This window comes from Pseudoalteromonas sp. A601 (assembly GCF_002165575.1).
Classification (GTDB): domain Bacteria; phylum Pseudomonadota; class Gammaproteobacteria; order Enterobacterales; family Alteromonadaceae; genus Pseudoalteromonas.
The window spans coordinates 96,637-118,655 of the sequence record NZ_MXQF01000011.1; the positions used below are offsets into that span (position 1 = coordinate 96,637).

Consider the following 22,019-nt stretch of genomic DNA (forward strand, 5'->3'; position numbering starts at 1 on the left):
CTGTCACAATCTCATACCATAAACCTGACATTGTCATAAATTAAATTATCAGAGTTATTGACACCAGATCCATCCCCTGTAAGAATCTCTTAAGTTTATGACATACCATCAAGGATTAACCATGGCACTTATAGGATTTGCAAGAGTCTCTACCAGTCAGCAAGACCTCACTTCACAAGTCAACCATCTATCTGCATACGGTTGTGAGAAGATCTTCCAAGGTAAGCACTCTGGTAAGGAAGAATCCAATAAGCAAGCACTAACCTCCCTTATTAACTATGTTCGCAGTGGAGATACTGTAATCGTTACTAAATTAGACAGACTGGGTAGGTCCCTCTCTCAAGTACTTACCTGTTTGGATATTCTTAAAGATAAAGAGGTTGGCTTCATTGCGATTGAGCAAGGGATAGACACGACTAGTAAGAAGGATCCTATTAGCATAGCTATGGTCCATTTACTTGGAATGTTTGCTGAACTTGAAAGAAATTTTATTATCTCTCGCACAAGTGAAGGTAAAGCCGCGAGTGGTAATTATGGAGGTCGCAAACCCAAGTTAGCCTATGAGCAAGAACAAGAGGTAATAACCAAGCTGTCTAAGGGGGTCAGCAAAGTTGTATTAAGCAAAGAATATGGTGTCTCAAGGGCGACTATATTAAACATCAGTAGAAAGAGGGATAAGTAGCATTTGCAACAACCTTTATACCTGTTCATTCTTTCTCCCTGACAATAAGAACATTAAGAAAGAACGTTAAGACAGACCTATATTGATTAATAAACATTGTCGTATATCTATGTGTCATTGTGACTGTTATGAATTATCCCTGACTATTAGAACCATAGAGAAAGAACATTAAGTTACTGCTTGATGGACCAGTCTAACCTTTATGCTTCAATAGAACCAATACCACTGATTAATACTATCCATGGTCATATACTTATTGATACTGCTACAGGTTGATACCTGATGCTCCCCATACCCCGTGATATTCACTTCATTAAAATGCTTAGCTTATATCACAAGGGCTCACTTAGACTATGCAACCATGGAATGAAAACAATAGAAGGACAAACAATATGAACTGTATCGCTTTATCACAAGTTAACCTTCAAGCTCCAACTCAACTACGTTTAATGGAGAACCAAGCTCATATCGAAGAACTTGCACATGTCTATGCAGACAGAGGCTCTTTCCATGAGTTGCCATGGGTGGCTTACGTAGCAGAAACCAACGAGTACGTACCAATTGATGGCTTCCACCGTTTAATGGCCATTGAATGGCTACACAACCAGAATGATATTCAAACGGATGCAAACACAGAAGAAGTAGAAATTCGTTACTCTGAATTTGACACTATGTCTGAAGCTATCATTGCGGCCGCTGGTGTTAATGCTACACATGGCCTTAAGCGTCAGAAGGGTGACATACAGAATGCTATCCGTACTCTTTTAGAGGTAGACCGTATTGGCTTCATGGAGAACAAGTTCAAACTTAATAAGAAAAAGATCATGGCTACAGTGAAATGCTCAGCACGTACTTATGAGCAGGAAACTAAGATCATTCGTAATGAATTAGAAGCGGCTCGCAACATAGCTGTAGACCAACTTGCTCTTGAGGGCCTATCACAACGCGAGATTTCCCTGCGTACTGGTATATCACAACCAACAGTAAATCGTATCCTAGATGATTCAAATACGCATAATGCGCAAATGACTCAAAACGAAGGCGGCTCAAATACGCATAGTGCGCAAATGAGCCAAGGTGAGTCAAATACGCATAATGCGCAAATGACTCAAGGTGAGCAAAATTGCCATGATAGCGAAATTGCTCAAAGCGATGCCCCAAATACGCATGATGCGCAAACGGGGGAAGAAGACGAGCAGGAGCCTTCAGTATTCAATCACATCACAACGGCTACCGTAGCGGCTAACCCATGGGCTGAATTTGAAAGGGAAAAAGAAGTAAGCACTAAACAAAAGAGTAGAAAAATAAATCTCTGTGATGATGAGTTAATAGAGATTTTATCAGGTCTTTCATCACAACAGCGAACCTTAGCTCTAAACTATCTAAGTGACTTCTGAAGTCATTTAAACTCACATTAGCGGAATATTAGGGATTCTTAACGGACTCCCTTTTCTGCACCATAAAAGTTCTAATTGCAATTAATTACCCATTTCGCAGTTTCGTGACAGAAGTCGTCTAGGTATGGTATAACCGTTAAATTAGGCTTTGTGATAAAAACAATAATTTTGAAAGATACTGCAGGGAATGCTTATGAATACAACTAATCCATTACCAATAATGGTACGTTACAACGGTGATGGCGAGCATATAAAAGCCCATCAAATGAATTCAATTTATGTTGCGGACAGTATTAAAGCACTTGCAACTGTCTACCAAGAAGCCTACCTAGAAGCAAATAAAATCTATAAATCAAAAGTTAACTTAGAGTCTTACCTAGAAGGTGGGTTTGGGGAAGGATCTATATGGTGGATATTCAAATTATTTACTTCTGAAAACGAGTCTCAACAGTCTTTGGATAAACAAAATATAAGTACAAAGATATTTTCATCGATTGAGCATGTGATTCGCTTACTAAAACAAATAGATCTCTCAACGACTGAGATTGTCATTAAAGATACTTCAGATGGTTACAAGATTAATATTAATGGTGAGCTTGTATACCTTGATGAATTAAAGTGTGCGTTACTTACCAACCCAAAGGTTAGAGCAGCTTTGAGCTCAATGGCAATGCCTCTTTCAGATGAAGGTATTTCAAGTCTCACAGTGAATCAAGGTGAAGATGAAAAAAACACTATAAAAATTATTAAAGGTGAAGAGCAAAATTTAATAGCAAGTAGAAACCACAAGCATATTATGGATGATGGCAAGATTACAGGTTTTTATCACATAGACACTCTTAGCTATAATCCTAAGTCTAAGTGGATACTTCTTGAAAAGGACTATCCAAAGAATAGCATTACTGTTTTGATAGTAGATCCTAAGTTTTTAAAAAACGTATCAGAGAACCAAGAAAAATTCTCAAAAGATGACCTTTTAGAAGTTGAAGGAGTCTGGTTTAAAGAAAAAAGAAAGCTTACAGGAAAAGTATCTGTGACCTACACTATAACGAAGGTAATCCAACACATTCCGGCTGAGGATAGGCAATGGAAACTGCTTTAATACTATTAGGTATAACATTAACTATAGTCATCTTAATTTACTTTGGTCCTAGCATCATAGATAGACTGAAGACTAAGAAAGTTAAAGTCACTACAATAGATAAGACAGGAAAACAAAACGTCACTACGCTTTACCTTGATCAAGGTGATCCATTATGGGAGATAGTACTCCACCATAAAGGCATTAAGAGTAATAACAATGTCTGAAATTGATATTGTAGCTCCTTCAAAAGGTATTAAAAATCAAGATGTATTAAGCAGTGCAGCTTTGACTGGTATTATTATGTTCGTCCTACTGACATGGTCAAAAACACTGACTGATGAATCACTACTTTCAAATTATTTGTCTGAACAAGTACTTTCTTTTATAGCTGGTGCACTATCCTATATACTTACTTGGCTTTTATCCTTAATACGTTATGAGCTAAAGCTTAGAGACTATAAAAGAAAGTTTACTAAAAAAATAAATTTTATAAACCTTCTAATTAAAGATACAACTTGTGATGAATCAACTAAAGAGTTGCTTACCATCAAAAAGAACCTAACTATTAAAGCAGCGAAAGCTATAGCAGAAGACAAAACTTAATTCCAAAAGTAGTCACCTAGCACTACACTCTAGGCGACTTTACTATCTTTTGTAACTCCTAATTCAACACAAAAATATCTTTTATCCCAGCCACTCTTGCTCAATCTGTTCCGCAACTATATCTACAGTCTGCTTCAACCGCTTAACATCATGCCTTGCATAGTGACCAAAGCTCATAGTAGTTCCTGTTTTATGGCCTGCCACGTAAGCAACATCAAACTCGCTGAGCCCTTCAGCACGTTGGCCTGCTGTGATGAAGTGGTTACGTAGTGAATGGAATGACCTTGATGAGTCATCAGTAACCTGACCAACTTTAAAGCGTGAAAAGGTACGTCCTGCTGCTTTGTGGTCAATCTTCAAAGGTAACGGAAGATCTACCACTTGTTCAGCTAAAGGAATGTACCTCGCTGCGCTATCAGTTTTACCTTTATGGACAACGAGACATTTAATTCCCTCAATTACTTCAACGTCAGCATTACATAACTCGCTGATACGAGCACCAGTAAACAAACCTAGTTTGACCAGTGGTTTCACTTCATTAGGACAATCAGATAAAACCTTGCGTAATTGCTCAGAGCTGAATAATTGCTTGCGTTGTGGTGACCCGCTCTTATAAAAACTTAAATCATGGTCCTCAAATGGGCTTTGCTTAATGGGTATTTCACCTAGTTGAAAAGCATGGGTCCAGATTGATTTAAGGCGTGATAAGTGAGCAGCGATAGTCCCATGAGCATATTCACCCCCTAGGTGTTCAATGTAAGCCACAACAGATTTTTTATCGATGTTCTCTAATCCAATATCATTGACTCCCATAAAGGTAAGGAACCTCGAGAGGGAGGAATTGAGCTTTTGTTTAGTATCGTCAGAAAGTGACGCCTTACGTGCAAGCAGGCTACTCAGAGCCTCCTTGATTGTGAAGGTGTAAGGGTGACTTGCCTCCCCATAAGCAACCTGTCTATATGCTGCATGAGCAATAGGGTTTCGAGGAAAGAAGTCATCATAAAATAGACCTGATTTAGAATCCTTAATACCCTCAGCGTATTCCTCAGCAACCTGTAAGTGTTTCTTAAAAGTTTCCCTCTCTGGACTTAGTGCTGATTGCACTTGAATCGCCAATTGGCCGTTGTATCTGTCCCGTTTTAATCTGGCTGTTTTTATACAACTCGTATTAAGGCTGAATGTGATGTGTGTCTTACCAACGTGAAGATGAGCAATTGCTTTAGGTACTCTGCGATTATAAACGTAGGTGTCGTGATGTTTCTTTATGTGCTTATTTAGTGTGGTCATAATTCATCCCTTGTAAGTTTATGTATACCGGAATGTGTAACGCCAAGTGGCTTACACCCCTCTAATAGTCAGGGATTAAAGGAATTATGGAGGATTGGGGGACTTTGATGTAAAATCATCCTCCCCTCCTAGCTCAATTAAAAACCCAGCTTCGGCTGGGTTTTTAGTTTAAGGACTAAAATAACGGATATAACTAGTAAATAAAATGACTCCAGCGTAGAGCAGTGTCTGCACTGCGTAATAAACCATACTCAGAGTTAATTTTATTTATACAACCTTGTTAAGGATATTGAAATGAATAAAAAACCTAAACTAATTATCTCGTCACTTGATGCAGATAGATTGTATGAATTAATGGAATCATTACCAGCAGGTAGTTTCGCTGGCGAAAAAGAACTTGAAGCTGAACTGGGTCGCGCAACCATAGTCGAGCCAAAAGATATGCCTTCAACGGTTGTTACTATGAATTCGACGGTAAACTTTATCGTTGAATCGACTCAAGAAGAATTCACCAAGACCTTAGTGTATCCAAAAAATGCTGATGCTAATGGCGACAAGATATCAATTTTAGCGCCAGTAGGAAGTGCACTACTTGGCCTGTCTCAAGGTGATGAAATTGAGTGGCCTAAGCCTAGTGGCGGAGTGATAAAAGTAAAAATAAAAGAAATAACCTATCAACCAGAAAGAGTTGGCGAGTTACACCGCTAACTGTTAGCAGTATTAAAAACCCAGTGAAAGCTGGGTTTTGTGTGTTGGGGTTTAGTCAGCGAGCTTCGAGAGTAAAGTTAGAGAGTTGAAAGTAATAAAATCTGCCAAAAAATGTCGCCACGAAGCTTTAAATCATTAACACGCAATGCACAGGACTAAGATTATTACCTAACGCTCTGTAGTGAGCAACTTCATTGACCACTACAAGATGGTATGGATTTCTTCTTTACTATTTCAATAAACTAAAGGTCTAATACCAGTATTCACATTTTTCTTTAATAACTTTGCAAACTTGAATTACGCGCATGTTATGCGCATAATGTGATTAACAAATTATTGGAGGGATAATTATGAATATTACTTTAGGTAAAGAGTTTGAAAAAAGAATCTCTGAGAAGGTATCAGAAGGTTTATATACTTCAGCAAGTGAAGTGATCCGTGATGGTTTGAGACTATTATTTGAGAAAGATGTTGCTAGAAACCAGCAACTTGAAATATTGCGAGAAGAGGTGGTGAAAGGCTTCGAGCAGCTAGCTGCTGATGACTCGTCAAATCACAGCGTGATGGATATATTTGAACAAGCTTCTATTTCTGTCGCTAACAAGTCAGCAAGTAATAAAACTGATGTCTCGCTATAAATTATCTCCTTTAGCTGAAAAAGATTTATTTAAAATAATTTCAACAACTATTGAGTCTTGGGGAAGCGCACAAGCAAAGGAGTATGCTCAAACTATCGATGCCGCGTTATTGAAATTAGCTCAGTATCCTGATTTTGGCAGAGAAAGGGGTGATATTTATACTGGCGCTAAAAGCTTTCCAGTAGAGAAGCATATTGTCTTTTATCAAATTAATGAAAGTGGTATTAATGTAGCCCGTATTCTTCATCAGCGCATGGATCCATCAAAACACTTCTAATCATATTTTGGTAAGGTCAAAACATGTCTGAAAAGTCATATTAACAAACTGCCAAAATAGATAGTCGCCTCCAATTGATAGTTAAAAAGCGATGCTGCGTAATGTGGCGCCATAAAATGACCAAAGAAACAGGGTAAAATATCCATCATCTTGTAGAAAGGGTAAAGGCGATTCAGACGAGCCAAGTAACTTACTGTTGCTGCGCACTAGCAGTTATAGGCAAGTACATATTTTACACAGTTGACATAGAGTTAAAATGGTTATAAGACTATTCCATAAAGTTATATGGATCAGGTTATCTATAACGGATGAATAGTCCCTATGCTATTTTTCCTATCCACGGAGTAATTTATGTTACCAGCAAGTTACATTGAGGTTTTAAATAGACTTAAGTCAAAAGGCCCGATAGTCGAACAAATTTCCTCTGAGAGCCTAGAGTTCAATTTCGATATTCTAAGAGATCTGGATAAAAGAGGCTACATTCAGGGGACGTATACACCCTCGAGTACTTGCAACTTTTATACTAATGTTTCAATTACAGAATATGGGCACGCGAAGCTTTCAGAGTTAGCGACAATTTCACAACCTTGTGAAGAGCTCGTTACTTGGACGATTGATAGAAGGTTAGTTATTTTTGGTCTATTAATTAGTCTCTTAGGTATATTTATAAAACTTTTCAGTGATTAATCGCCGCTCCGTAAGTAGGTACTGGTTTATAAAGGCTTGGGCCGTATGCGGGGAAATTCGCATGTACAGTTCTAATAGGCGGTGGCGCAGTAACGCGTAGCTGCTACCCGACATCATCCCCTAAGCACCTCGCTTATAAGAAAACCCCGCTTCGGCTGGGTTTTGCGTATTATAGCTTTCAGTTTTTAACTATCAGAAACTGACGGCTTTAGTTTACCAACTCTCTAACTATAGCGAACAGATCGCTCGGCAGCATGCCTCGTTCGCCGTCACGCTGTGCGGCTATATCTCCAGCTTTTGCATGCAAGATCACACCAAAACACGCAGCTTGCTCAGTCGTTAATCCTTGTGCGATAAGGCCAGCAATAACCCCAGTGAGTACATCACCGCTGCCGCCGACCGCTAGTGCAGGGTTGCCATCTGTGCATACCCACGCTTTAGTGTCATTAGCGATAATACTACCCGCTCCTTTGAGTACACAGGTCGCTGAATATGTTTCTGCCAATTTGCGTGCACTTTGATAACGCGCTGACTCAATATCACTAATAGTGCAATCAAGTAGCCGTGCGGCTTCGCCTGGGTGCGGTGTGAATATTGTGTTTTTTAATGAAATAGGCGTTGATTGCTGAGCAATAAGGTTTAATGCGTCGGCGTCGACAACTATTGTTTTATTGTAAGCAACACAGTGCTCAATAACCGTTTCAAAGGTGGATTTAGCCCATGAGTCTTGACCAAGCCCTGGGCCAATGGCTATGCACGTAGCCCACTCTAATGCTGCGTTAAGATCGGTTGTCGTCACCATCAACTCAGGACGACCCATGCTGATAGCCAATACAGAGTCTGGGTGAGTATATACCTTAACCATACCTGCACCTGTACGAAGCGCAGCCTCGCTAGTTAACCTTATTGCACCGGCAGTGCCCGCATTACCGCCAACACACAGTAACTTGCCATGACTGCCTTTGTGGCTGTTGTTTTGTCGCTTAGTTAAGCCTTGAGTGGTGTCATAATTAATAAGCGCTGCGCTTGGCTCTGCCAATTGGATAAACGCCTGACCAACGCCTAAGTCTGCAAATTCACATTTACCCGCATATGCTCTGCCCTCGCCCGTTACTAAGCCTTGCTTTATGCCAACAAACGTAACGCAAAGCTCGGCTTTAATAGCTATACCTTGTACAGCGCCCGTATCGGCATCAATGCCCGAAGGTAAATCAATCGCAATAATTGGCGCTGGGCTATCGTTGGCCGTTTTTATTAGCTTGGTAAATGGCTCTCGCACCTCACTTTTAAGGCCAGTGCCTAGCAAACCATCAATAATAATGTCAGCACTGTTTATTGTTAGCGGGTCATAAGTTGATATTTCGCCATCAATAGCCAACCATGCTTTTTGCGCTGTTAGCGCATCACCCGTTAATGGTTTATCTGGTGCAGCCGCAATCACTGTTACTTGCTTCCCTGCCTTTTTAGCGAGACTTGCAACAATATAACCATCACCAGCATTATTGCCTACGCCAACTAAAACAACATAATCTTGAGCGAGTGGGTAGTGTTTCATCGCCTGCTCAAACACTGCCTTACCTGCACGCTCCATTAGCGTATACATAGACACAGCGCTTTGCTCTGCTGCACTAGGTTCGTGTGTGCGTACTTGCTCGGCGCTAAATACACATTGGAGTAAGTTAGCTGACATGTTCAACCTTAATTGTGGTTTTTTACCAGCATATAAGTGCTCACAAGAGCAGTCAAATGGTTGATAACCAATCTGGCGATCGTGTGTTTTTATTTTTACACAGCAATGACTTTAACTTGATATTGTTCAATTAACCCTCATTAACTTTATATTAGTAACCATATTGAAAACAAATGGATTTATTAGATAGTGTTGGCCTTGGCACATTATTACTAAATTGGCTTGTCGTCACCTTACTGTTACTTATTATAGTGTGGGTCATGATTAAAGTTCTGGCCTCGGGTAAAACCATGTCACGGGGAGCATTTTTATTTTTGTCGTTCTTCCCACTGATTTCGTTATTTCCTATTCCGCCCCCGCAATTTGAGAATGTCCAAAAAGCCAAACAAGAACAACGTAAGCGCAAAGAAGATTCTGGCGATCCGCCTGATGATGAAACCATAGAATAACAAAAGTAGACTTAGATCATGCAAAAAACTAACACCAAGAAACTATTAACCAGCGCGGGGGTCATCGCTTTTGCTGTGGCCGTTTGGCATTTACTCTGTATTTGGGGTGGGCCAAGCTGGTATACCTTTGCTAGGGCGCCGCACGTGTTAATTGAGTCAGCTCAACAAGGCACCTATCTTGCGCCTGCTGCCACGATTATAGTTGCTGGGCTTATGCTTACCTGTAGTGTCTATGCGTTCTCAGCTGCGGGCACAATACGAAAAATGCCTTTAACCACAGCGGCTTTATCAACCATCGCTTTGATATGCGTAGCCCGTGCTTTAATTGCAGTACCATTACTTATTCGCTCAACTGAACTTGATATTTGGCAATTAGTAGCCAGCTCGGTTTGGCTATACGTTGGTATATGCTTTTTATTAGGTGCTAAAGCCTACTGGCAAGTTTACCACCGACACTGAGAGCACTTTATTCAAACTAACTTTACTTTCGCTAACTTTACTTTCGCTAACTTTACTTTCGCTAACTTTACTTTCGCTAACTTTAATCTCGCTAACTTTACTCTCGCTAACTTTACTCTCACTAACTTTAATCTCGCTAACTTACAAAAAACGGCGCATAACTTTCGTTATACGCCGTTTTTTCAGAACAAGCTTAGCTTATTCTGTATCTGGTAAATTACGACCGTAGAAAATCTCTTGCATCTCACGGGTTAACTTAGAACGAATTTCTTCTTCTTCGTCGTCAGATAAGTCATCTGTAGAAACACCAAATAAATAAGTATTTAAATCGGTTTCTTTTAACATCATCTTAGTGTGAAATAAGTTTTCTTGATACACGTTCACGTCCATCATTTGGTACGCTTCTTTGGTATCTTCAGTCATGTAATTTTGAATCGAATTAATAGCATGATCGATATAGTGTTTCACACCATCTACGTCACGGGTAAAACCACGTACGCGGTAGTCGATTGTTACAACGTCTGACTCAAGGCTATGAATTAAGAAGTTCAACGCTTTTAATGGCGAGATAATGCCACAGGTTGATACTTCGATATCAGCACGAAATGTACAAATACCATCATCAGGATGCGCTTCAGGGTATGTATGCACACAAATGTGGCTTTTATCTAAATGCGCAACCACTGCATCAGGTAATGGCCCTGGCGCTTCATCAACATCGTAGGTTTGCTGTTGCTCAATAGGTTCTTCTGCAATTAAGATCGTTACGCTAGCGCCTTGCGGATCGTAGTCTTGGCGAGATACATTTAGGATATTTGCGCCTATTATATCAACCACTTCACCTAGAATATCGGTAAGTCGATCAGCACTGTACTGCTCGTCGATATATTCAATATATTCTTTACGCTGTTGTTCGGTCTTTGCGTAGCAAATATCGTAAATACTAAAGCTTAAGCTTTTGGTTAAATTATTAAAGCCATGAAGCTTAATTTTATCGAAGGGTTTGTTCATACTAAACCAACCTGTAAACGAGTGAGATCTGCACTTGCAGAATTAAAAGTTCGCGGATTTTATACGAATTTCACCGCAGGAAAAAGCGTTATTTTACCTGTTCTTGTACAACTTCGTGGCTGTGGGTGATTTCTACTGTTTTATCAAGCATTAATGCGACTGAACAATACTTTTCGGCAGACAGTTGCACCGCACGTGAAAGATGCTTTTCAGACACATTATTGCCTGTTACAACAAAGTGTAAGTTAATCTTGGTGAATACACGAGGAGCTGATTCAGCACGTTCTGAGCTTAGCTGTACTTGAACATCAGAGAAGTTTTGTTTAGCTTTTTTAAGAATGCTCACCACATCTACAGATGAACAACAGCCAACAGACATTAATACCATTTCCATAGGACTTGGCGCTGCGCTATCACTGCCAGCATCAAATACTACATTATGACCCGAATTAGAACGACCAATAAACGTATCGCCTTCAACCCATTTTACATTCGCTTGCATTTTTCTACTCTAAAAAATTGTTTTATTTATTGTATGCAAGTCACGCTCAGATGCAATTAAAAGCGATATTCAACGTAATTACGCGCCTTCGGCTACGGCACAATCAAATAGATTTTTAACTAAACCGGCAAACTCATCAATAAATGCATGTTGCTCAATAGTCACTTGCTTACTGGTAACACTGCTAAGTACTTCTTGTAAGTCATACACAATACCATCTACTTCACGTACTATCATGCCGCGCTGCTCAGTTGAAAGCTCTGTATGTTGCTGGCATAACAGCATTACATTTTCTGCGATATCGTCTTCAATTAATTCCATTACTGTAGGAGCACCAGGTTTTATTTCGCCGGGCTTCTCAAATAACGCTAAATTTTGAGTGAGATACATGATGAGATCATCATACCCTTGCCTATCTAAAACCATAATTAAAACACCTACAATAAAATTATCACGACTATATGATTTAAGCAGAAAGCGCTTTTAATTGCTACCTTTGAGCATTAAGCAATACAAAAAAAGCAGCCGAGGCTGCTTTTTTAGTTATTTAGTACCAATTTAATACTCGGTGCTAATCAATTTTTAAACCAGGGCTTAATGTCGCTGGCATCGCTACTTTTTCAAGTTCAACAGAAGCTACTGGGTATGCGCAATAGTCTGCTGCATAGTATGCACTTGCACGATGGTTACCGGATGCACCAATACCACCAAATGGCGCAGCACTTGATGCACCTGTGATTGGGCGGTTCCAGTTAACAATACCAGCACGAATACGACGTAAAAAGTGGTCATAATCCGCAGCGTTATCACTTAATAAGCCTGCTGATAAACCAAAGCTGGTGTCGTTTGCTTTATCGATAGCACTATCAAAATCAGTAAAGCGGAACACTTTTAATAACGGGCCAAAATGCTCTTCATCTGGGAAGTTTGCTACATTTGTACACTCGATAATACCTGGCGTAACAAAGCCTGTGTTTTCAGTGTGTGTAAGCTCCACAAGTACCTCTGCACCTAGCTTAACAAGCTGCTGCTGCGCTTTAACCATACCTGCTGCGGCAGCTGATGAAATCATCGCCCCCATGAACGGCTGGTCTGCATCATCAAAGTTACCCACTTTAATAGCTTTAGTCGCTGTGATAAGACCCGCTAAGATCGCATCGCCTTGCTCACCCGCTGGTAAAAATAACTTACGTGCACACGTACAGCGTTGACCACTTGAGATAAATGCAGATTGCAGTATATCGTGAATTGCGGCTTTTGTATCTGCAACATCAGTAATGATAAGCGGGTTATTACCCCCCATTTCTAATGCGAGAATTTTACCTGGCTGGCCTGCAAACTGCTCATGCAAGATATGTCCTGTGCGTGATGAGCCCGTGAAGAACAAGCCATCAATCTCTTTATGCGCTGCAAGCGCTTTACCTGTTTCAACTTCGCCTTGTACAAGGTTAATCACGCCAGCTGGTAGCCCTGCTTTTTCCCATAACTTAAGGGTTAGCTCAGCCACCATAGGGGTTAGTTCAGATGGTTTAAATACCACGGTGTTACCTGCTAATAGTGCAGGAACAATATGACCATTAGGTAAGTGGCCAGGGAAGTTATAAGGCCCAAACACGGCAACTACACCATGTGGCTTATGGCGGATCATCGCGCGGCCTTGTGGCATTGGGTTTTCTACATCACCCGTACGCTCTAAAAATGCTTTTTCAGAAATCGCTATTTTACCCACCATTGCACCGGCTTCAGTGCGGGTTTCCCATAATGGTTTACCCGTTTCTTGCGCAATAGCTACAGCAAGCTCTTCGCTGTGTTCTTTTAAGGTTTCAGCAAATGTTTTTACAATGGCTAAACGCTCATCGAATGATTTATCAGCCCAGCTATAGAAAGCTTTACGTGCTGAATTTACCGCACTATCAACTTGTTCGCTGGTTGCTGAATTTGCTTGCCAAATAACATCGTTATTTGCAGGGTTTACTGAATTAAATGTATCGCCTTGGCCTTGCGACCACTGACCATTAATAAATTGTGCAGGATGAGTCATATACTTTCTCCTAAATTATAAGCTTGTTGCGGTAACGGTATCGCCCGCTTGTAAATGAAGTGCGTCGGCCATTGCTTGAGGCAATGTAAGCTCTGCGCTTGTCGCATCAAAGTTTAACTGTGCGACGGTTGCTCTAAAGTCATTTAATTTATCGTTCGCTAGCATTACTGGCGTGTCGCCACTATTGTCACCAATTTTTACAGTAAAGTTATTTGCATTACGAATGGTTGCAATATTGCCTACTTTAGCTTCAACAGTAGGGCCTGCATCAAAAATATCAACGTAGCCGTTAAAGGTGAAACCTTCACTCTTTAATAGCTCTATTGCAGGGCGTGTATTGTCATGTACTTTACCAATTACTGCTTGCGCATCTTTACTTAATAAGTTGACATAAATTGGGTACTTAGGCATCAGCTCCGCGATAAACACTTTCTGCCCAATACCTGTTAAGTAATCTGCGGTTGGAAAGTCCATCGAGAAAAAATGCTCTTCAAGCCATTGCCAGAACGGGCTGTCACCATTTTCATTTGATACACCGCGCATTTCTGCGATAACGGTCTCAGCAAAACGTTCTTGATGTTGTTTAATAAACATAAAACGTGCTTTTGACAGTAGCTTGCCGTTATTGTTTTTACGATAGCCGTCTCTTAAAAATAGTGTACATAGCTCGGTTGCACCGGTGTAATCATTACACAGGGTTAGTATATCAACCGCTTTGTAAACATCTAAAGTACGAGATGAATGAATCGCTTTGCTAAGGTGATAATGGTAAAACGCGTCATCAAGGCCTACGGCAGCTTCGATGGCAGAAGTACCCACCACTTCACCAGTTTCGCTATCTTCAAGAACAAACAAGTAGCCTTCATCACCCGGGTGAGATGCACTTTTTGCGAATGAGCTTACTGAATGGTCTATTTTCTTTTGTAATAACGCTTCGTTATTAGGTAAAGACGTAAAGCCATGCCCCGATTCGTGGGCAATCTTCAATAAAGCTGGGTAATCACATTGCTGGATTGGGCGAAGGATCATCATGAGTCCGCTTGCTCCCTTATAAATAACGGTAAAATTAGAATACTAGGGCAAGCTTGCTACTTGCCCTTGATCAGATGAGACGGGTTGATTAACCGTTCACGACTGTAGCAACGGCTTTTTCAAAGCGTGCCATACCTTCACGAATATCAGCTTCTGGAATAACTAAAGACGGTGTAAAACGCACAACATCAGCGCCAGCGACTAACGACATAACACCTTCGTTAATACCGGCAACTAAAAACTCTTTTGCACGTCCTTTGTATTGCTCAGTTACTACAGCGCCGATTAATAAGCCTTGACCACGGATTTCTGAAAACACTTTGTATTTATCATTAACAGCCGTTAGTAATTCACGGAACAATGCTTCTTTTGCTTTAACGCCAGCAAGTACCTCTGGCGTGTTAACTGTATCAAATGCAGCTTCACCTACGGCACAAGCCAATGGGTTACCACCATAAGTAGAACCATGAGTACCTACTTTTAAGTGCTTTGCGATTTCAGTCGTCGTTAGCATTGCGCCAATTGGAAAACCACCGCCTAATGCTTTAGCAGACGTTAAAATATCAGGAGTAACACTTAAACCTTGATAAGCGTATAGTTCACCTGTACGGCCTACACCTGTTTGTACTTCATCAAAAATAAGTAGTGCGTTATGTTTAGTACACAGCTCACGAACGCCTTTAGCAAATTCGTCAGTTGGCGAAACAATACCGCCCTCACCTTGTAGAGGCTCCATCATTACCGCACATGTTTTGTCTGAAATTAGCTTTTCAAAAGCAGCTAAATCGTTGTAATCACAATGTACGATGTCACCTGGCTTAGGGCCAAAACCGTCAGAGTAAGCAGCTTGACCACCTACTGTTACAGTAAAGAATGTACGGCCGTGGAAACCTTTATTAAATGCAATGATTTGTGACTTTTCTGCACCAAATTCTTCAAGCGCTAAACGGCGCGCTAATTTAAGCGCCGCTTCATTTGCTTCTGCACCTGAGTTGGCAAAATAAACTTTTTCAGCAAATGTAGCATCAACTAGCTTTTTAGCTAGGCGAAGCGCAGGTTCATTGGTCATTACATTTGATAAATGCCAAATCTTCTCGCCTTGCTCTTTTAATGCATTAACTAATGCAGGATGACAATGGCCTAGACAGTTAACAGCGATACCACCAGCAAAATCGATGTATTCGCGGTCTTGCTGATCCCATACACGTGAGCCTTCGCCACGAACAGGAATAACGCTTGAAGGTGCGTAGTTTGGTACCATTACTTGATCAAATAATTCGCGATTAACTGTCATTTTTTATCCTCTTAATTGTGATATCACAGAGAGTGTGAATAATTGAATGGTGGATTGGTGCACCATTCCTTTTGGCGTAAATGAGCATAGCTTAAATTGCCAAAAAATACTCTCTGGTTCAATTTTCAGAAGGCCATTATTTCAGAGTTTTATGCTGTTGTCTCTTAGAAAACTTTCATGCAGGCCTTGTTATTCAAGGCTTTGAGATATTATTTCATAGATAGTGAATAACTATTTACTCAGGTTTATAACCAAGACTTTCTTGCATAACTCTGCTCCGTTACTCACTGAGCACACCTTTAGCTCATAAACTAAAGCAGAGTTTTAAACTGACTAATGAATGAATAGTCGCAAAAAAATTAACAAAAAATTTATGAAATTAGTCAATTTTTATATGGAAGTGCTGGAAATTGGTTTTTTCTAGCTGGTTTAGTTCCGATTTAGTGAAATTGAAAAACTCAAACCATCGTGCTGTTTCATCACTTTCTACCATTTGATGCTCAACCAGGGTGAGGTGCTGAGAATAACAGCGAGCCTTTTGTATCACCTCTGTTAAAGGTAATAATGTATCGCCTTTGCCTAACGGCGTTGTGAGTTGCTGCATGGCAAACTTAAAAGGTAAATAACGAAAGGCCATTTTATCAATCACCTTTTGCGTTACCTTTAAAGAGTGCTCACTTAACAAAGTGCTTAAAAAAAGGGGATCAGGCTTGAGCTCTAATAAAGCCGTGTGTAAATCTTTTTGCTGTTCATCCCGCGCTAAACTTACTTTGCGTTGCCATACCAACTCAAAGGTACGTAAGTAAAGTCGTACCAAAGCAATCTTACCTACATCCAATAGCATACCTAGGGTAAATGCATGAATTTCGTTTACACCATTTAATTTAGCTAACTCTTGTGCAGCAATAGCACAAGCCATTGAGTTATCGCGCAAGCGACGTTTTAATAGCGGGAATGGCTCAGTGCTATGAGGCATCCAATGGCGTACCGCAAAGGTTGGCACTACAAATTTTAAGTTATCAAGACCGATATAACGCAGCGCTAAAGACGGATTATCGACTTTAACAGAAGTATGTTTATTACGCTGAGTTCGGTAATAAGGCAGATTCACAAAGGTCACAAGCTCACGGCCTAGCCAGCTCAAGTCGTTAACTAATGGCTCTAAACGACCTACGGATGCAGATTTAACTGACAGAATATCTAAAATTGCAGGTATATTATCTTCGATGCCAATTGTATCATGAATAACAGTATCAATATCAGCTAGCTGCTTTTGCATTGCATGCTCTATCACTTGATGAAGTTGTTCACTCGCTTGCGCACGATACTTATGATGGGCTGTACTGGATTTTTGTCGCTTTGTTTGCGCTGCGACTTCTACTTCAAGTAAGGTGCGCTGTTTTATTGGCTCACCATAATCGATTTCTAAGGTGTGAATATAACCGATTTGGCGCTGAGCAAAGCTATGCCCCAGCAACAGATCATGTGCGCGTTGAGCGAGTGCTTTTGCAGTGACTTGTTGGCGCGATTTGTCTGTCATTAATTAGTATCTTTTATAAATGTTATTTAAAGAGTAAGTTCTAAGCCTAGAACCGAGTTAAAAAGTTGGCAAGTAATTCAAGCCCTTGTTCGGTTAAAATTGCTTCGGGGTGAAATTGTACCCCTTCTAATGCTAAAGTTTTATGTAGTAATCCCATAATTTCGTCAAACTCACCGTCAACTGTTTGCGTCCAAGCAGTAACTTCTAGCTCGCTGGGCAAACTTTGTCGCTGCGCAACCAATGAATGATAACGACAAACCGTTAGCGGATTCGCCAAACCTTTAAACACACCTTTATTATTATGATAAATCGGCGATGTTTTTCCATGCATAACCTGTTTGGCACGTATTACATTACCTCCAAGTGCTTGGGCGATAGTTTGATGTCCTAAGCATATCCCTAAAATAGGGTATATTCCTTTTAATTGCTCAACCACTTGCAATGACACTCCCGCCTCATTAGGCGAACAAGGCCCTGGCGATAAAACAATATGCTGAGGGTTAAGCTGCTTAATTTGTGCAATGGTTAACTCATCGTTGCGCTTTACTAACACCTCTTGATCTAGGCGCTGAAAATATTGCACCAAGTTGTAGGTAAACGAGTCATAGTTGTCGATCATTAGCAGCATGAAATACAGAACCCAAAAGCTTAATCAGAATAATGGGGTCGCATTTTATACCCAAACCACCTCAACACAACCAACAATCGGTGAAATATCAAATCAAGCTCCATTAAAAACCAAAAAACCAGATTGAAACCCACCTTTAAAACCTTATCCCATCCATCGCTGCCAAAACAGCACTCAATTGGTGGAGGTTGTTGATACTTACTTTATAAAACGAGCAGGTGCCGACGATAAACCAATGGCTTAAACACAAACAGATATCATACTGAGCTCTGAAAATGATTTTGAGCAATGTAATATTGGTACCGACATTAAGCTCTATGATAAGAGAAAAAAGTTGCTCACTGTTGATTTATTATTAAATAACCCAAGCTCTATTATGTAGGGTTAATACTCTCTACATTACCTGTATTCAACCTAAAGGAGCAACCTATGTTAGGCGAAGACCATTCATTAACTAAAGAGTTTCCTGAATATCTAAATACCATCACTGCATTAAGTAAAGAAAGTTCCGAGTTTGCAATAAAAGCTAAGCAATATGATGCCATTGATAAAGAAGTGCGTGTATTAGAACTTCAAGATGCACCGATTGATGACCAATCAATGCACCAAATGAAAGTCGAACGTGCTGAATTGAAAGATTGGCTACATCAAGAGTTAATGAACGCTCACGCTTCTTAACCCATTCTAGCCCACCAATGTGGGCTCTAAACTATTTTTATGATGTTGTTTTTTCAAATGCCAAAATAAAAACTTATAGTTGCTACTTTTGATCAGTAACTAGGTGCTCATTCAGTGCTGATTTTTCCTCACTAGATAACGCCTTCTTTGTTTTCGCTTTAAAGTCATAACGTACTAATACTGTTTTACCTAGTGCACAAAGATTATCTTGCTGATAAGCCTCTTGGCGGATAACAAAAGAGCTAGAACCAATATGTTCTACCACAGTTTTCACTTCAACATCATGACCATAAAAAAGCTCACCCACAAAGTTTACTTCTACTTTGGCGATGATCAACTTCCACTCATGTGGATTTAAGTCAGGGGTAAAAAATCTAAAAATAGGTGCTCTGGCCGCTTCAAACCACACAGGGAGTACGGTATTGTTAATGTGTCCTAGTACATCGGTTTCGCTAAAGCGCGGTGTAATTTTTTCTATAAACATAATAATTCCAATAAAGGCAGCTCATGACGGACTTTATCCGCGTTTACGATAACGCCCTAAGCAATGAATTTTGCGATAACTTTATCACGCTCTTTGAACAAAGCCCGCATCTAAAACAAGGTATGACATCGGGCGGCATTGATTTGGCTAAAAAAGACAGCCATGATCTTTATTTAAATAACCACCCAGAATACACTGAGCAACTAAAACATATCCAACAAACCACCGCTGGTTATATATTTAAATATCTGGAAGAGCATATTTTTATGATGATAGGCGCGTTTGGGCTAAAAGTGTATCATCCAAAAACGGGGGTGCCAACGGACCTAACACAAGCTAACTTTGATGAAATAGGTAAGCCACAACTCCCTTTATTAGTGCAGCAAATCTTTAGGCTGGGGAATATTCAAGCGCAGAAATATCAAACCAATAAAGGTGGCTACCCTTATTGGCATAGCGAAGTTTACCCACAAGCTGGCCATAACGAAGCCCTGCACCGCGTGCTACTCTTTATGTTTTACTTAAATGATGTTGAAGAAGGTGGCGAGACTGAGTTTTACTACCAACAACGTAAAATATCTCCCAAAAAAGGCACAATGGTTGTAGCCCCTGGTTACTTCACCCACACCCATCGCGGCAATAAGCCAGTTTCAAATGATAAATATATCTTAACGTCCTGGATCATGTTTAACCGCGCAGAACAAATATATGGACAGCCTCAATCCTAAGCGGTCAGCGGTCAGCGGTCAGCGGTCAGCGGTCAGCGGTCAGCGGTCAGCGGTCAGCGGTCAGCGGTCAGCGGTCAAAAAAATTGATTAACTGCTGACCACTGTCAAGTATTTACATTAAACACAAAACTGGCAGCTTCAAACCAGTTCATCAAACAAATCAAATAACTTATCAAGCTCTTCGGTAGTGTTGTAGTGCATACAACCAATACGTACAACGCCGCCAGTATTCAATACACCCAATTGCTTGCATAAACCTTGTGCGTAAAAGTTACCATCCCAAACACAGATATGCTGTTTACCTAAAAACGCAGAGACCTGGCGCGGTTCAAGCCCTTCAAATGTCAGTGCGAAGGTAGGTGTACGCTCTGATAAACGCTCTAAATCATCAATACCAAATAGCTTGATTTTAGGATAATTAACCAAACGCGTAAGGAAGTGCTCACTCAACGCCATTTCATACTGTTTCGTTTTAGCAAAAGCCGAAGCTAATTTATCACGGCGTGAATAGCTGCCATCAAGCTCACTAATATCTGCGATATAATCCACAGCAGCAATAAGCCCTGCTAATGCCTCAAAACTTTGCGTACCCGTTTCCCAACGTCCTGGGATCACATCTTTGGCTGGCTCAACTTTGTAAGGCGTAAATCCTTCAAGATGCTCACGCTTACCATAAACCATGCCTAGATGTGGGCCAAAAAACTTATAAGCAGAGCAGGCTAAAAAGTCACAATCTAGCGCTTGTACATCCACCAATTCATGAGGCGCATAATGTACAGCATCAACATAAACTAAAGCACCAACTTCATGAGCCATAGCAACAATACGTTGAATATCGTTAATAGATCCAGTGGTGTTTGATGCGTAAGTTACAGCTACAAGCTTAGTATTGGCATTTAGTAAGCTAGCAAAATGTGCTAAATCTAAGCTGCAATCCGCTTCATTGATACGTGCAGTATTAACCTTCACACCCTTATCTTGTGCTGCTTGCTGCCAAGACGATACATTTGAGAAGTGATCTGCATTGGTCACAATGATCTCATCACCCGCTTGCCAATCACGCGAAATGGCTCGGCTAAAACTAAATGTTAGGCTGGTCATATTAGCGCCAAATACAATTTGGTCGCTCGACGGGGCATTTAATAAATCAGCGGCCGCTTGACGCGCATTTGTCATTAGCTCAACAGTTTTATCACTTGAGAAAAACGCCCCGCCCAAGTTAGAGTTGTAATAGCCTAAATAGGCTGACATCGCACTAAGTACTGATTGTGGCACTTGCGAACCACCTGGACCATCCAAAAATATCGGTGACTTACCCGCCACTTGTTGCATTAATGCCGGAAAATGACGACGAAGTTTAGTTAAATTCATTGCAATTCCTTAAGCCGTCAATACAAAGCAGTCTAGGTAACCGTCTTTACTTGCATCAATTTTATTCATTGGTGTGGCATTGTGCCAAACTTCGCGGTCATTAATAAGTGCAAACATACCGTCTTTAATTTCCATTTTAAAACATGGCTCAGCTTGTTTGTTTTCATATACTAAAAGCTCACCACCTTCTAGATTCTCGTGAGATACACCGCAAATACACACGTGATCAAAACCATCTTGATGAATGCCCTCAGGTGCTGGTGGCGTATCACTTTCGATAGCAAGCATTCTAAATTGATGAATCTCAATATCGCGCTCTTCATCTATCCCTGTAATTGCACGAAACTCATTAACGATACTTTTCATGCCTTCGCTTTGCAGTAAGCTTGACTCTAAGTTCTCATACGTGCGTTCAACATTCCCTTGAAAGGTATTAATTGAATCATCTTGTACAAAGGCTTTAGTGGCTTGTAGTTTTAGTTCGTCACCTTGTGCTTTGATCACTGAATAGCGGCGTTTACGAAAAGCACCATCGGCGTACGGATTAGCCGGAAGATTAGCAAATGATGGCTTTACCGCCTCGATATGAGCTTGGTTTACAAACCGAAGTTGCAATAGGTTCTGGTTGTTTAATGCTGTCATAAAATATCACCTAAAAAATAAGAGACTAACTCATAAATATTGAAAGGGATTTTAATGCAAGTAGAGAGAAATTTTTGCGTCTTTATTTAGTTAAAGGCAAGTAAATG

Annotated in this window: 25 protein-coding genes; 12 read left to right on the forward strand and 13 right to left on the reverse strand. The window is 40.4% G+C overall.

Annotated features, from left to right (window positions below):
• Positions 1-121 precede the first annotated feature (121 nt).
• The 4 genes from B5G52_RS11130 (at position 122) to B5G52_RS11150 (ending at position 3,766) form a co-directional block, all read left to right on the forward strand.
• Entirely contained in the window at positions 122-682 is a 561-nt protein-coding gene (locus B5G52_RS11130) for a recombinase family protein (RefSeq protein WP_087532718.1), read from the forward strand.
• Positions 683-1,074: 392 nt separating this feature from the next.
• Positions 1,075-2,079, forward strand: coding sequence for a hypothetical protein (locus tag B5G52_RS11135; RefSeq protein ID WP_087532719.1), 1,005 nt, complete (start codon positions 1,075-1,077; stop codon positions 2,077-2,079).
• A 193-nt stretch (positions 2,080-2,272) separates the two neighbouring features.
• Positions 2,273-3,181 carry a hypothetical protein gene (locus B5G52_RS11140; RefSeq protein WP_087532720.1) on the forward strand — a complete coding sequence of 303 codons (909 nt, stop codon included), beginning with the start codon at positions 2,273-2,275 and terminating at the stop codon, positions 3,179-3,181.
• Between the two features lie 198 nt (positions 3,182-3,379).
• Positions 3,380-3,766 carry a hypothetical protein gene (locus B5G52_RS11150; protein ID WP_087532722.1) on the forward strand — a complete coding sequence of 129 codons (387 nt, stop codon included), beginning with the start codon at positions 3,380-3,382 and terminating at the stop codon, positions 3,764-3,766.
• Positions 3,767-3,847: 81 nt separating this feature from the next.
• On the opposite strand, the gene B5G52_RS11155 is transcribed toward B5G52_RS11150, so the two are convergent.
• Positions 3,848-5,053, reverse strand: a complete 1,206-nt coding sequence (locus B5G52_RS11155; RefSeq protein WP_087532723.1) for a DUF6538 domain-containing protein — start codon at positions 5,051-5,053, stop codon at positions 3,848-3,850.
• Positions 5,054-5,347: 294 nt separating this feature from the next.
• Between B5G52_RS11155 and rnk the strand changes: the two genes are divergently transcribed.
• The 3 genes from rnk to B5G52_RS11170 all read left to right on the forward strand — a co-directional run bounded on the left by rnk (position 5,348) and on the right by B5G52_RS11170 (position 6,676).
• Positions 5,348-5,761 (forward strand): nucleoside diphosphate kinase regulator, encoded by a 414-nt coding sequence (rnk, locus tag B5G52_RS11160; protein WP_087532724.1) that lies wholly within the window; start codon positions 5,348-5,350, stop codon positions 5,759-5,761.
• Positions 5,762-6,111: 350 nt separating this feature from the next.
• Positions 6,112-6,399 carry a type II toxin-antitoxin system ParD family antitoxin gene (locus B5G52_RS11165; RefSeq protein WP_087532725.1) on the forward strand — a complete coding sequence of 96 codons (288 nt, stop codon included), beginning with the start codon at positions 6,112-6,114 and terminating at the stop codon, positions 6,397-6,399.
• The gene (locus B5G52_RS11170) at positions 6,386-6,676 is read left to right on the forward strand and encodes a type II toxin-antitoxin system RelE/ParE family toxin (protein ID WP_087532726.1); all 291 of its coding nucleotides are present in this window, start codon (positions 6,386-6,388) and stop codon (positions 6,674-6,676) included. Before B5G52_RS11165 ends, B5G52_RS11170 begins: the two co-directional genes overlap by 14 nt.
• A gap of 895 nt (positions 6,677-7,571) precedes the next feature.
• Here the strand turns inward: B5G52_RS11170 and B5G52_RS11180 are convergent.
• Positions 7,572-9,053: an NAD(P)H-hydrate dehydratase gene (locus B5G52_RS11180; protein ID WP_087532728.1), complete on the reverse strand. Its 1,482-nt coding sequence runs from the start codon at positions 9,051-9,053 to the stop codon at positions 7,572-7,574.
• Positions 9,054-9,226: 173 nt separating this feature from the next.
• On the opposite strand from B5G52_RS11180, the gene B5G52_RS11185 reads away from it, so the two are divergent.
• Genes B5G52_RS11185 through B5G52_RS22535 form a run of 3 tightly spaced genes read left to right on the forward strand, consistent with a single transcriptional unit; the run spans position 9,227 to position 10,177 of the window.
• Complete coding sequence (locus B5G52_RS11185) at positions 9,227-9,502, forward strand: hypothetical protein (RefSeq protein WP_087532729.1); 276 nt, start codon at positions 9,227-9,229, stop codon at positions 9,500-9,502.
• 18 nt (positions 9,503-9,520) lie between these two features.
• Positions 9,521-9,961, forward strand: a complete 441-nt coding sequence (locus tag B5G52_RS11190) for a hypothetical protein (RefSeq protein ID WP_087532730.1) — start codon at positions 9,521-9,523, stop codon at positions 9,959-9,961.
• Positions 9,962-9,970: 9 nt separating this feature from the next.
• Positions 9,971-10,177, forward strand: a complete 207-nt coding sequence (locus B5G52_RS22535) for a pentapeptide repeat-containing protein (protein ID WP_087532795.1) — start codon at positions 9,971-9,973, stop codon at positions 10,175-10,177.
• Here the strand turns inward: B5G52_RS22535 and speD are convergent.
• From speD to B5G52_RS11235, 8 genes are all read right to left on the reverse strand, one after another.
• A complete protein-coding gene (gene speD / locus B5G52_RS11200) occupies positions 10,160-10,972 on the reverse strand; it encodes an adenosylmethionine decarboxylase (protein ID WP_087532731.1) in 813 nt (270 codons plus the stop codon). The two genes, B5G52_RS22535 and speD, sit on opposite strands and share 18 nt — an antisense overlap.
• Before the next feature lie 88 nt (positions 10,973-11,060).
• A complete protein-coding gene (locus B5G52_RS11205) occupies positions 11,061-11,474 on the reverse strand; it encodes an OsmC family protein (RefSeq protein ID WP_087532732.1) in 414 nt (137 codons plus the stop codon).
• A 78-nt stretch (positions 11,475-11,552) separates the two neighbouring features.
• On the reverse strand, positions 11,553-11,900 hold the full coding sequence (locus tag B5G52_RS11210) for a DUF3802 family protein (protein WP_087532733.1): 348 nt from the start codon (positions 11,898-11,900) through the stop codon (positions 11,553-11,555).
• A 145-nt stretch (positions 11,901-12,045) separates the two neighbouring features.
• Positions 12,046-13,515 (reverse strand): succinylglutamate-semialdehyde dehydrogenase, encoded by a 1,470-nt coding sequence (astD, locus tag B5G52_RS11215; RefSeq protein ID WP_087532734.1) that lies wholly within the window; start codon positions 13,513-13,515, stop codon positions 12,046-12,048.
• A 15-nt stretch (positions 13,516-13,530) separates the two neighbouring features.
• A complete protein-coding gene (gene astA / locus B5G52_RS11220; protein ID WP_087532735.1) occupies positions 13,531-14,547 on the reverse strand; it encodes an arginine N-succinyltransferase in 1,017 nt (338 codons plus the stop codon).
• A gap of 88 nt (positions 14,548-14,635) precedes the next feature.
• Complete coding sequence (locus B5G52_RS11225) at positions 14,636-15,841, reverse strand: aspartate aminotransferase family protein (RefSeq protein ID WP_087532736.1); 1,206 nt, start codon at positions 15,839-15,841, stop codon at positions 14,636-14,638.
• A 379-nt stretch (positions 15,842-16,220) separates the two neighbouring features.
• Positions 16,221-17,381, reverse strand: a complete 1,161-nt coding sequence (locus B5G52_RS11230; RefSeq protein WP_087532737.1) for an HDOD domain-containing protein — start codon at positions 17,379-17,381, stop codon at positions 16,221-16,223.
• Between the two features lie 46 nt (positions 17,382-17,427).
• Positions 17,428-18,009: an aminodeoxychorismate/anthranilate synthase component II gene (locus tag B5G52_RS11235; RefSeq protein WP_087532738.1), complete on the reverse strand. Its 582-nt coding sequence runs from the start codon at positions 18,007-18,009 to the stop codon at positions 17,428-17,430.
• A 429-nt stretch (positions 18,010-18,438) separates the two neighbouring features.
• Here B5G52_RS11235 and B5G52_RS11240 point away from each other — a divergent pair, with 429 nt between their 5' ends.
• The gene (locus tag B5G52_RS11240) at positions 18,439-18,687 is read left to right on the forward strand and encodes a YdcH family protein (RefSeq protein WP_087532739.1); all 249 of its coding nucleotides are present in this window, start codon (positions 18,439-18,441) and stop codon (positions 18,685-18,687) included.
• Positions 18,688-18,769: 82 nt separating this feature from the next.
• Here the strand turns inward: B5G52_RS11240 and B5G52_RS11245 are convergent, their stop codons facing one another.
• Entirely contained in the window at positions 18,770-19,171 is a 402-nt protein-coding gene (locus B5G52_RS11245; RefSeq protein WP_087532740.1) for a thioesterase family protein, read from the reverse strand.
• Positions 19,172-19,194: 23 nt separating this feature from the next.
• Here B5G52_RS11245 and B5G52_RS11250 point away from each other — a divergent pair, with 23 nt between their 5' ends.
• Positions 19,195-19,899, forward strand: a complete 705-nt coding sequence (locus B5G52_RS11250; protein ID WP_087532741.1) for a 2OG-Fe(II) oxygenase — start codon at positions 19,195-19,197, stop codon at positions 19,897-19,899.
• Between the two features lie 138 nt (positions 19,900-20,037).
• Here B5G52_RS11250 and B5G52_RS11255 read toward each other — a convergent pair whose 3' ends face one another.
• Positions 20,038-21,270, reverse strand: a complete 1,233-nt coding sequence (locus B5G52_RS11255; RefSeq protein ID WP_087532742.1) for a cysteine desulfurase-like protein — start codon at positions 21,268-21,270, stop codon at positions 20,038-20,040.
• 9 nt (positions 21,271-21,279) lie between these two features.
• Positions 21,280-21,912, reverse strand: a complete 633-nt coding sequence (locus B5G52_RS11260) for a 2OG-Fe dioxygenase family protein (RefSeq protein WP_087532743.1) — start codon at positions 21,910-21,912, stop codon at positions 21,280-21,282.
• Positions 21,913-22,019 lie beyond the last annotated feature (107 nt).

Coding starts and splice junctions, on each gene's coding strand:
- B5G52_RS11190 (WP_087532730.1), top strand. CDS start 9,521: ATGCAAAAAACTAACACCAAGAAACTATTAACCAGCGCGGGGGTCATC.
- astD (WP_087532734.1), bottom strand. CDS start 13,515: ATGACTCATCCTGCACAATTTATTAATGGTCAGTGGTCGCAAGGCCAA.
- B5G52_RS11165 (WP_087532725.1), top strand. CDS start 6,112: ATGAATATTACTTTAGGTAAAGAGTTTGAAAAAAGAATCTCTGAGAAG.
- B5G52_RS11235 (WP_087532738.1), bottom strand. CDS start 18,009: ATGCTGCTAATGATCGACAACTATGACTCGTTTACCTACAACTTGGTG.
- B5G52_RS11205 (WP_087532732.1), bottom strand. CDS start 11,474: ATGCAAGCGAATGTAAAATGGGTTGAAGGCGATACGTTTATTGGTCGT.
- B5G52_RS11150 (WP_087532722.1), top strand. CDS start 3,380: ATGTCTGAAATTGATATTGTAGCTCCTTCAAAAGGTATTAAAAATCAA.
- B5G52_RS11185 (WP_087532729.1), top strand. CDS start 9,227: ATGGATTTATTAGATAGTGTTGGCCTTGGCACATTATTACTAAATTGG.
- B5G52_RS11210 (WP_087532733.1), bottom strand. CDS start 11,900: ATGGTTTTAGATAGGCAAGGGTATGATGATCTCATCATGTATCTCACT.
- B5G52_RS11140 (WP_087532720.1), top strand. CDS start 2,273: ATGAATACAACTAATCCATTACCAATAATGGTACGTTACAACGGTGAT.
- astA (WP_087532735.1), bottom strand. CDS start 14,547: ATGATGATCCTTCGCCCAATCCAGCAATGTGATTACCCAGCTTTATTG.
- B5G52_RS11130 (WP_087532718.1), top strand. CDS start 122: ATGGCACTTATAGGATTTGCAAGAGTCTCTACCAGTCAGCAAGACCTC.
- B5G52_RS11255 (WP_087532742.1), bottom strand. CDS start 21,270: ATGAATTTAACTAAACTTCGTCGTCATTTTCCGGCATTAATGCAACAA.
- rnk (WP_087532724.1), top strand. CDS start 5,348: ATGAATAAAAAACCTAAACTAATTATCTCGTCACTTGATGCAGATAGA.
- B5G52_RS11230 (WP_087532737.1), bottom strand. CDS start 17,381: ATGACAGACAAATCGCGCCAACAAGTCACTGCAAAAGCACTCGCTCAA.
- B5G52_RS11260 (WP_087532743.1), bottom strand. CDS start 21,912: ATGACAGCATTAAACAACCAGAACCTATTGCAACTTCGGTTTGTAAAC.
- B5G52_RS11240 (WP_087532739.1), top strand. CDS start 18,439: ATGTTAGGCGAAGACCATTCATTAACTAAAGAGTTTCCTGAATATCTA.
- B5G52_RS11180 (WP_087532728.1), bottom strand. CDS start 9,053: ATGTCAGCTAACTTACTCCAATGTGTATTTAGCGCCGAGCAAGTACGC.
- B5G52_RS11250 (WP_087532741.1), top strand. CDS start 19,195: ATGACGGACTTTATCCGCGTTTACGATAACGCCCTAAGCAATGAATTT.
- B5G52_RS11135 (WP_087532719.1), top strand. CDS start 1,075: ATGAACTGTATCGCTTTATCACAAGTTAACCTTCAAGCTCCAACTCAA.
- B5G52_RS11225 (WP_087532736.1), bottom strand. CDS start 15,841: ATGACAGTTAATCGCGAATTATTTGATCAAGTAATGGTACCAAACTAC.
- B5G52_RS11155 (WP_087532723.1), bottom strand. CDS start 5,053: ATGACCACACTAAATAAGCACATAAAGAAACATCACGACACCTACGTT.
- speD (WP_087532731.1), bottom strand. CDS start 10,972: ATGAACAAACCCTTCGATAAAATTAAGCTTCATGGCTTTAATAATTTA.
- B5G52_RS11170 (WP_087532726.1), top strand. CDS start 6,386: ATGTCTCGCTATAAATTATCTCCTTTAGCTGAAAAAGATTTATTTAAA.
- B5G52_RS11245 (WP_087532740.1), bottom strand. CDS start 19,171: ATGTTTATAGAAAAAATTACACCGCGCTTTAGCGAAACCGATGTACTA.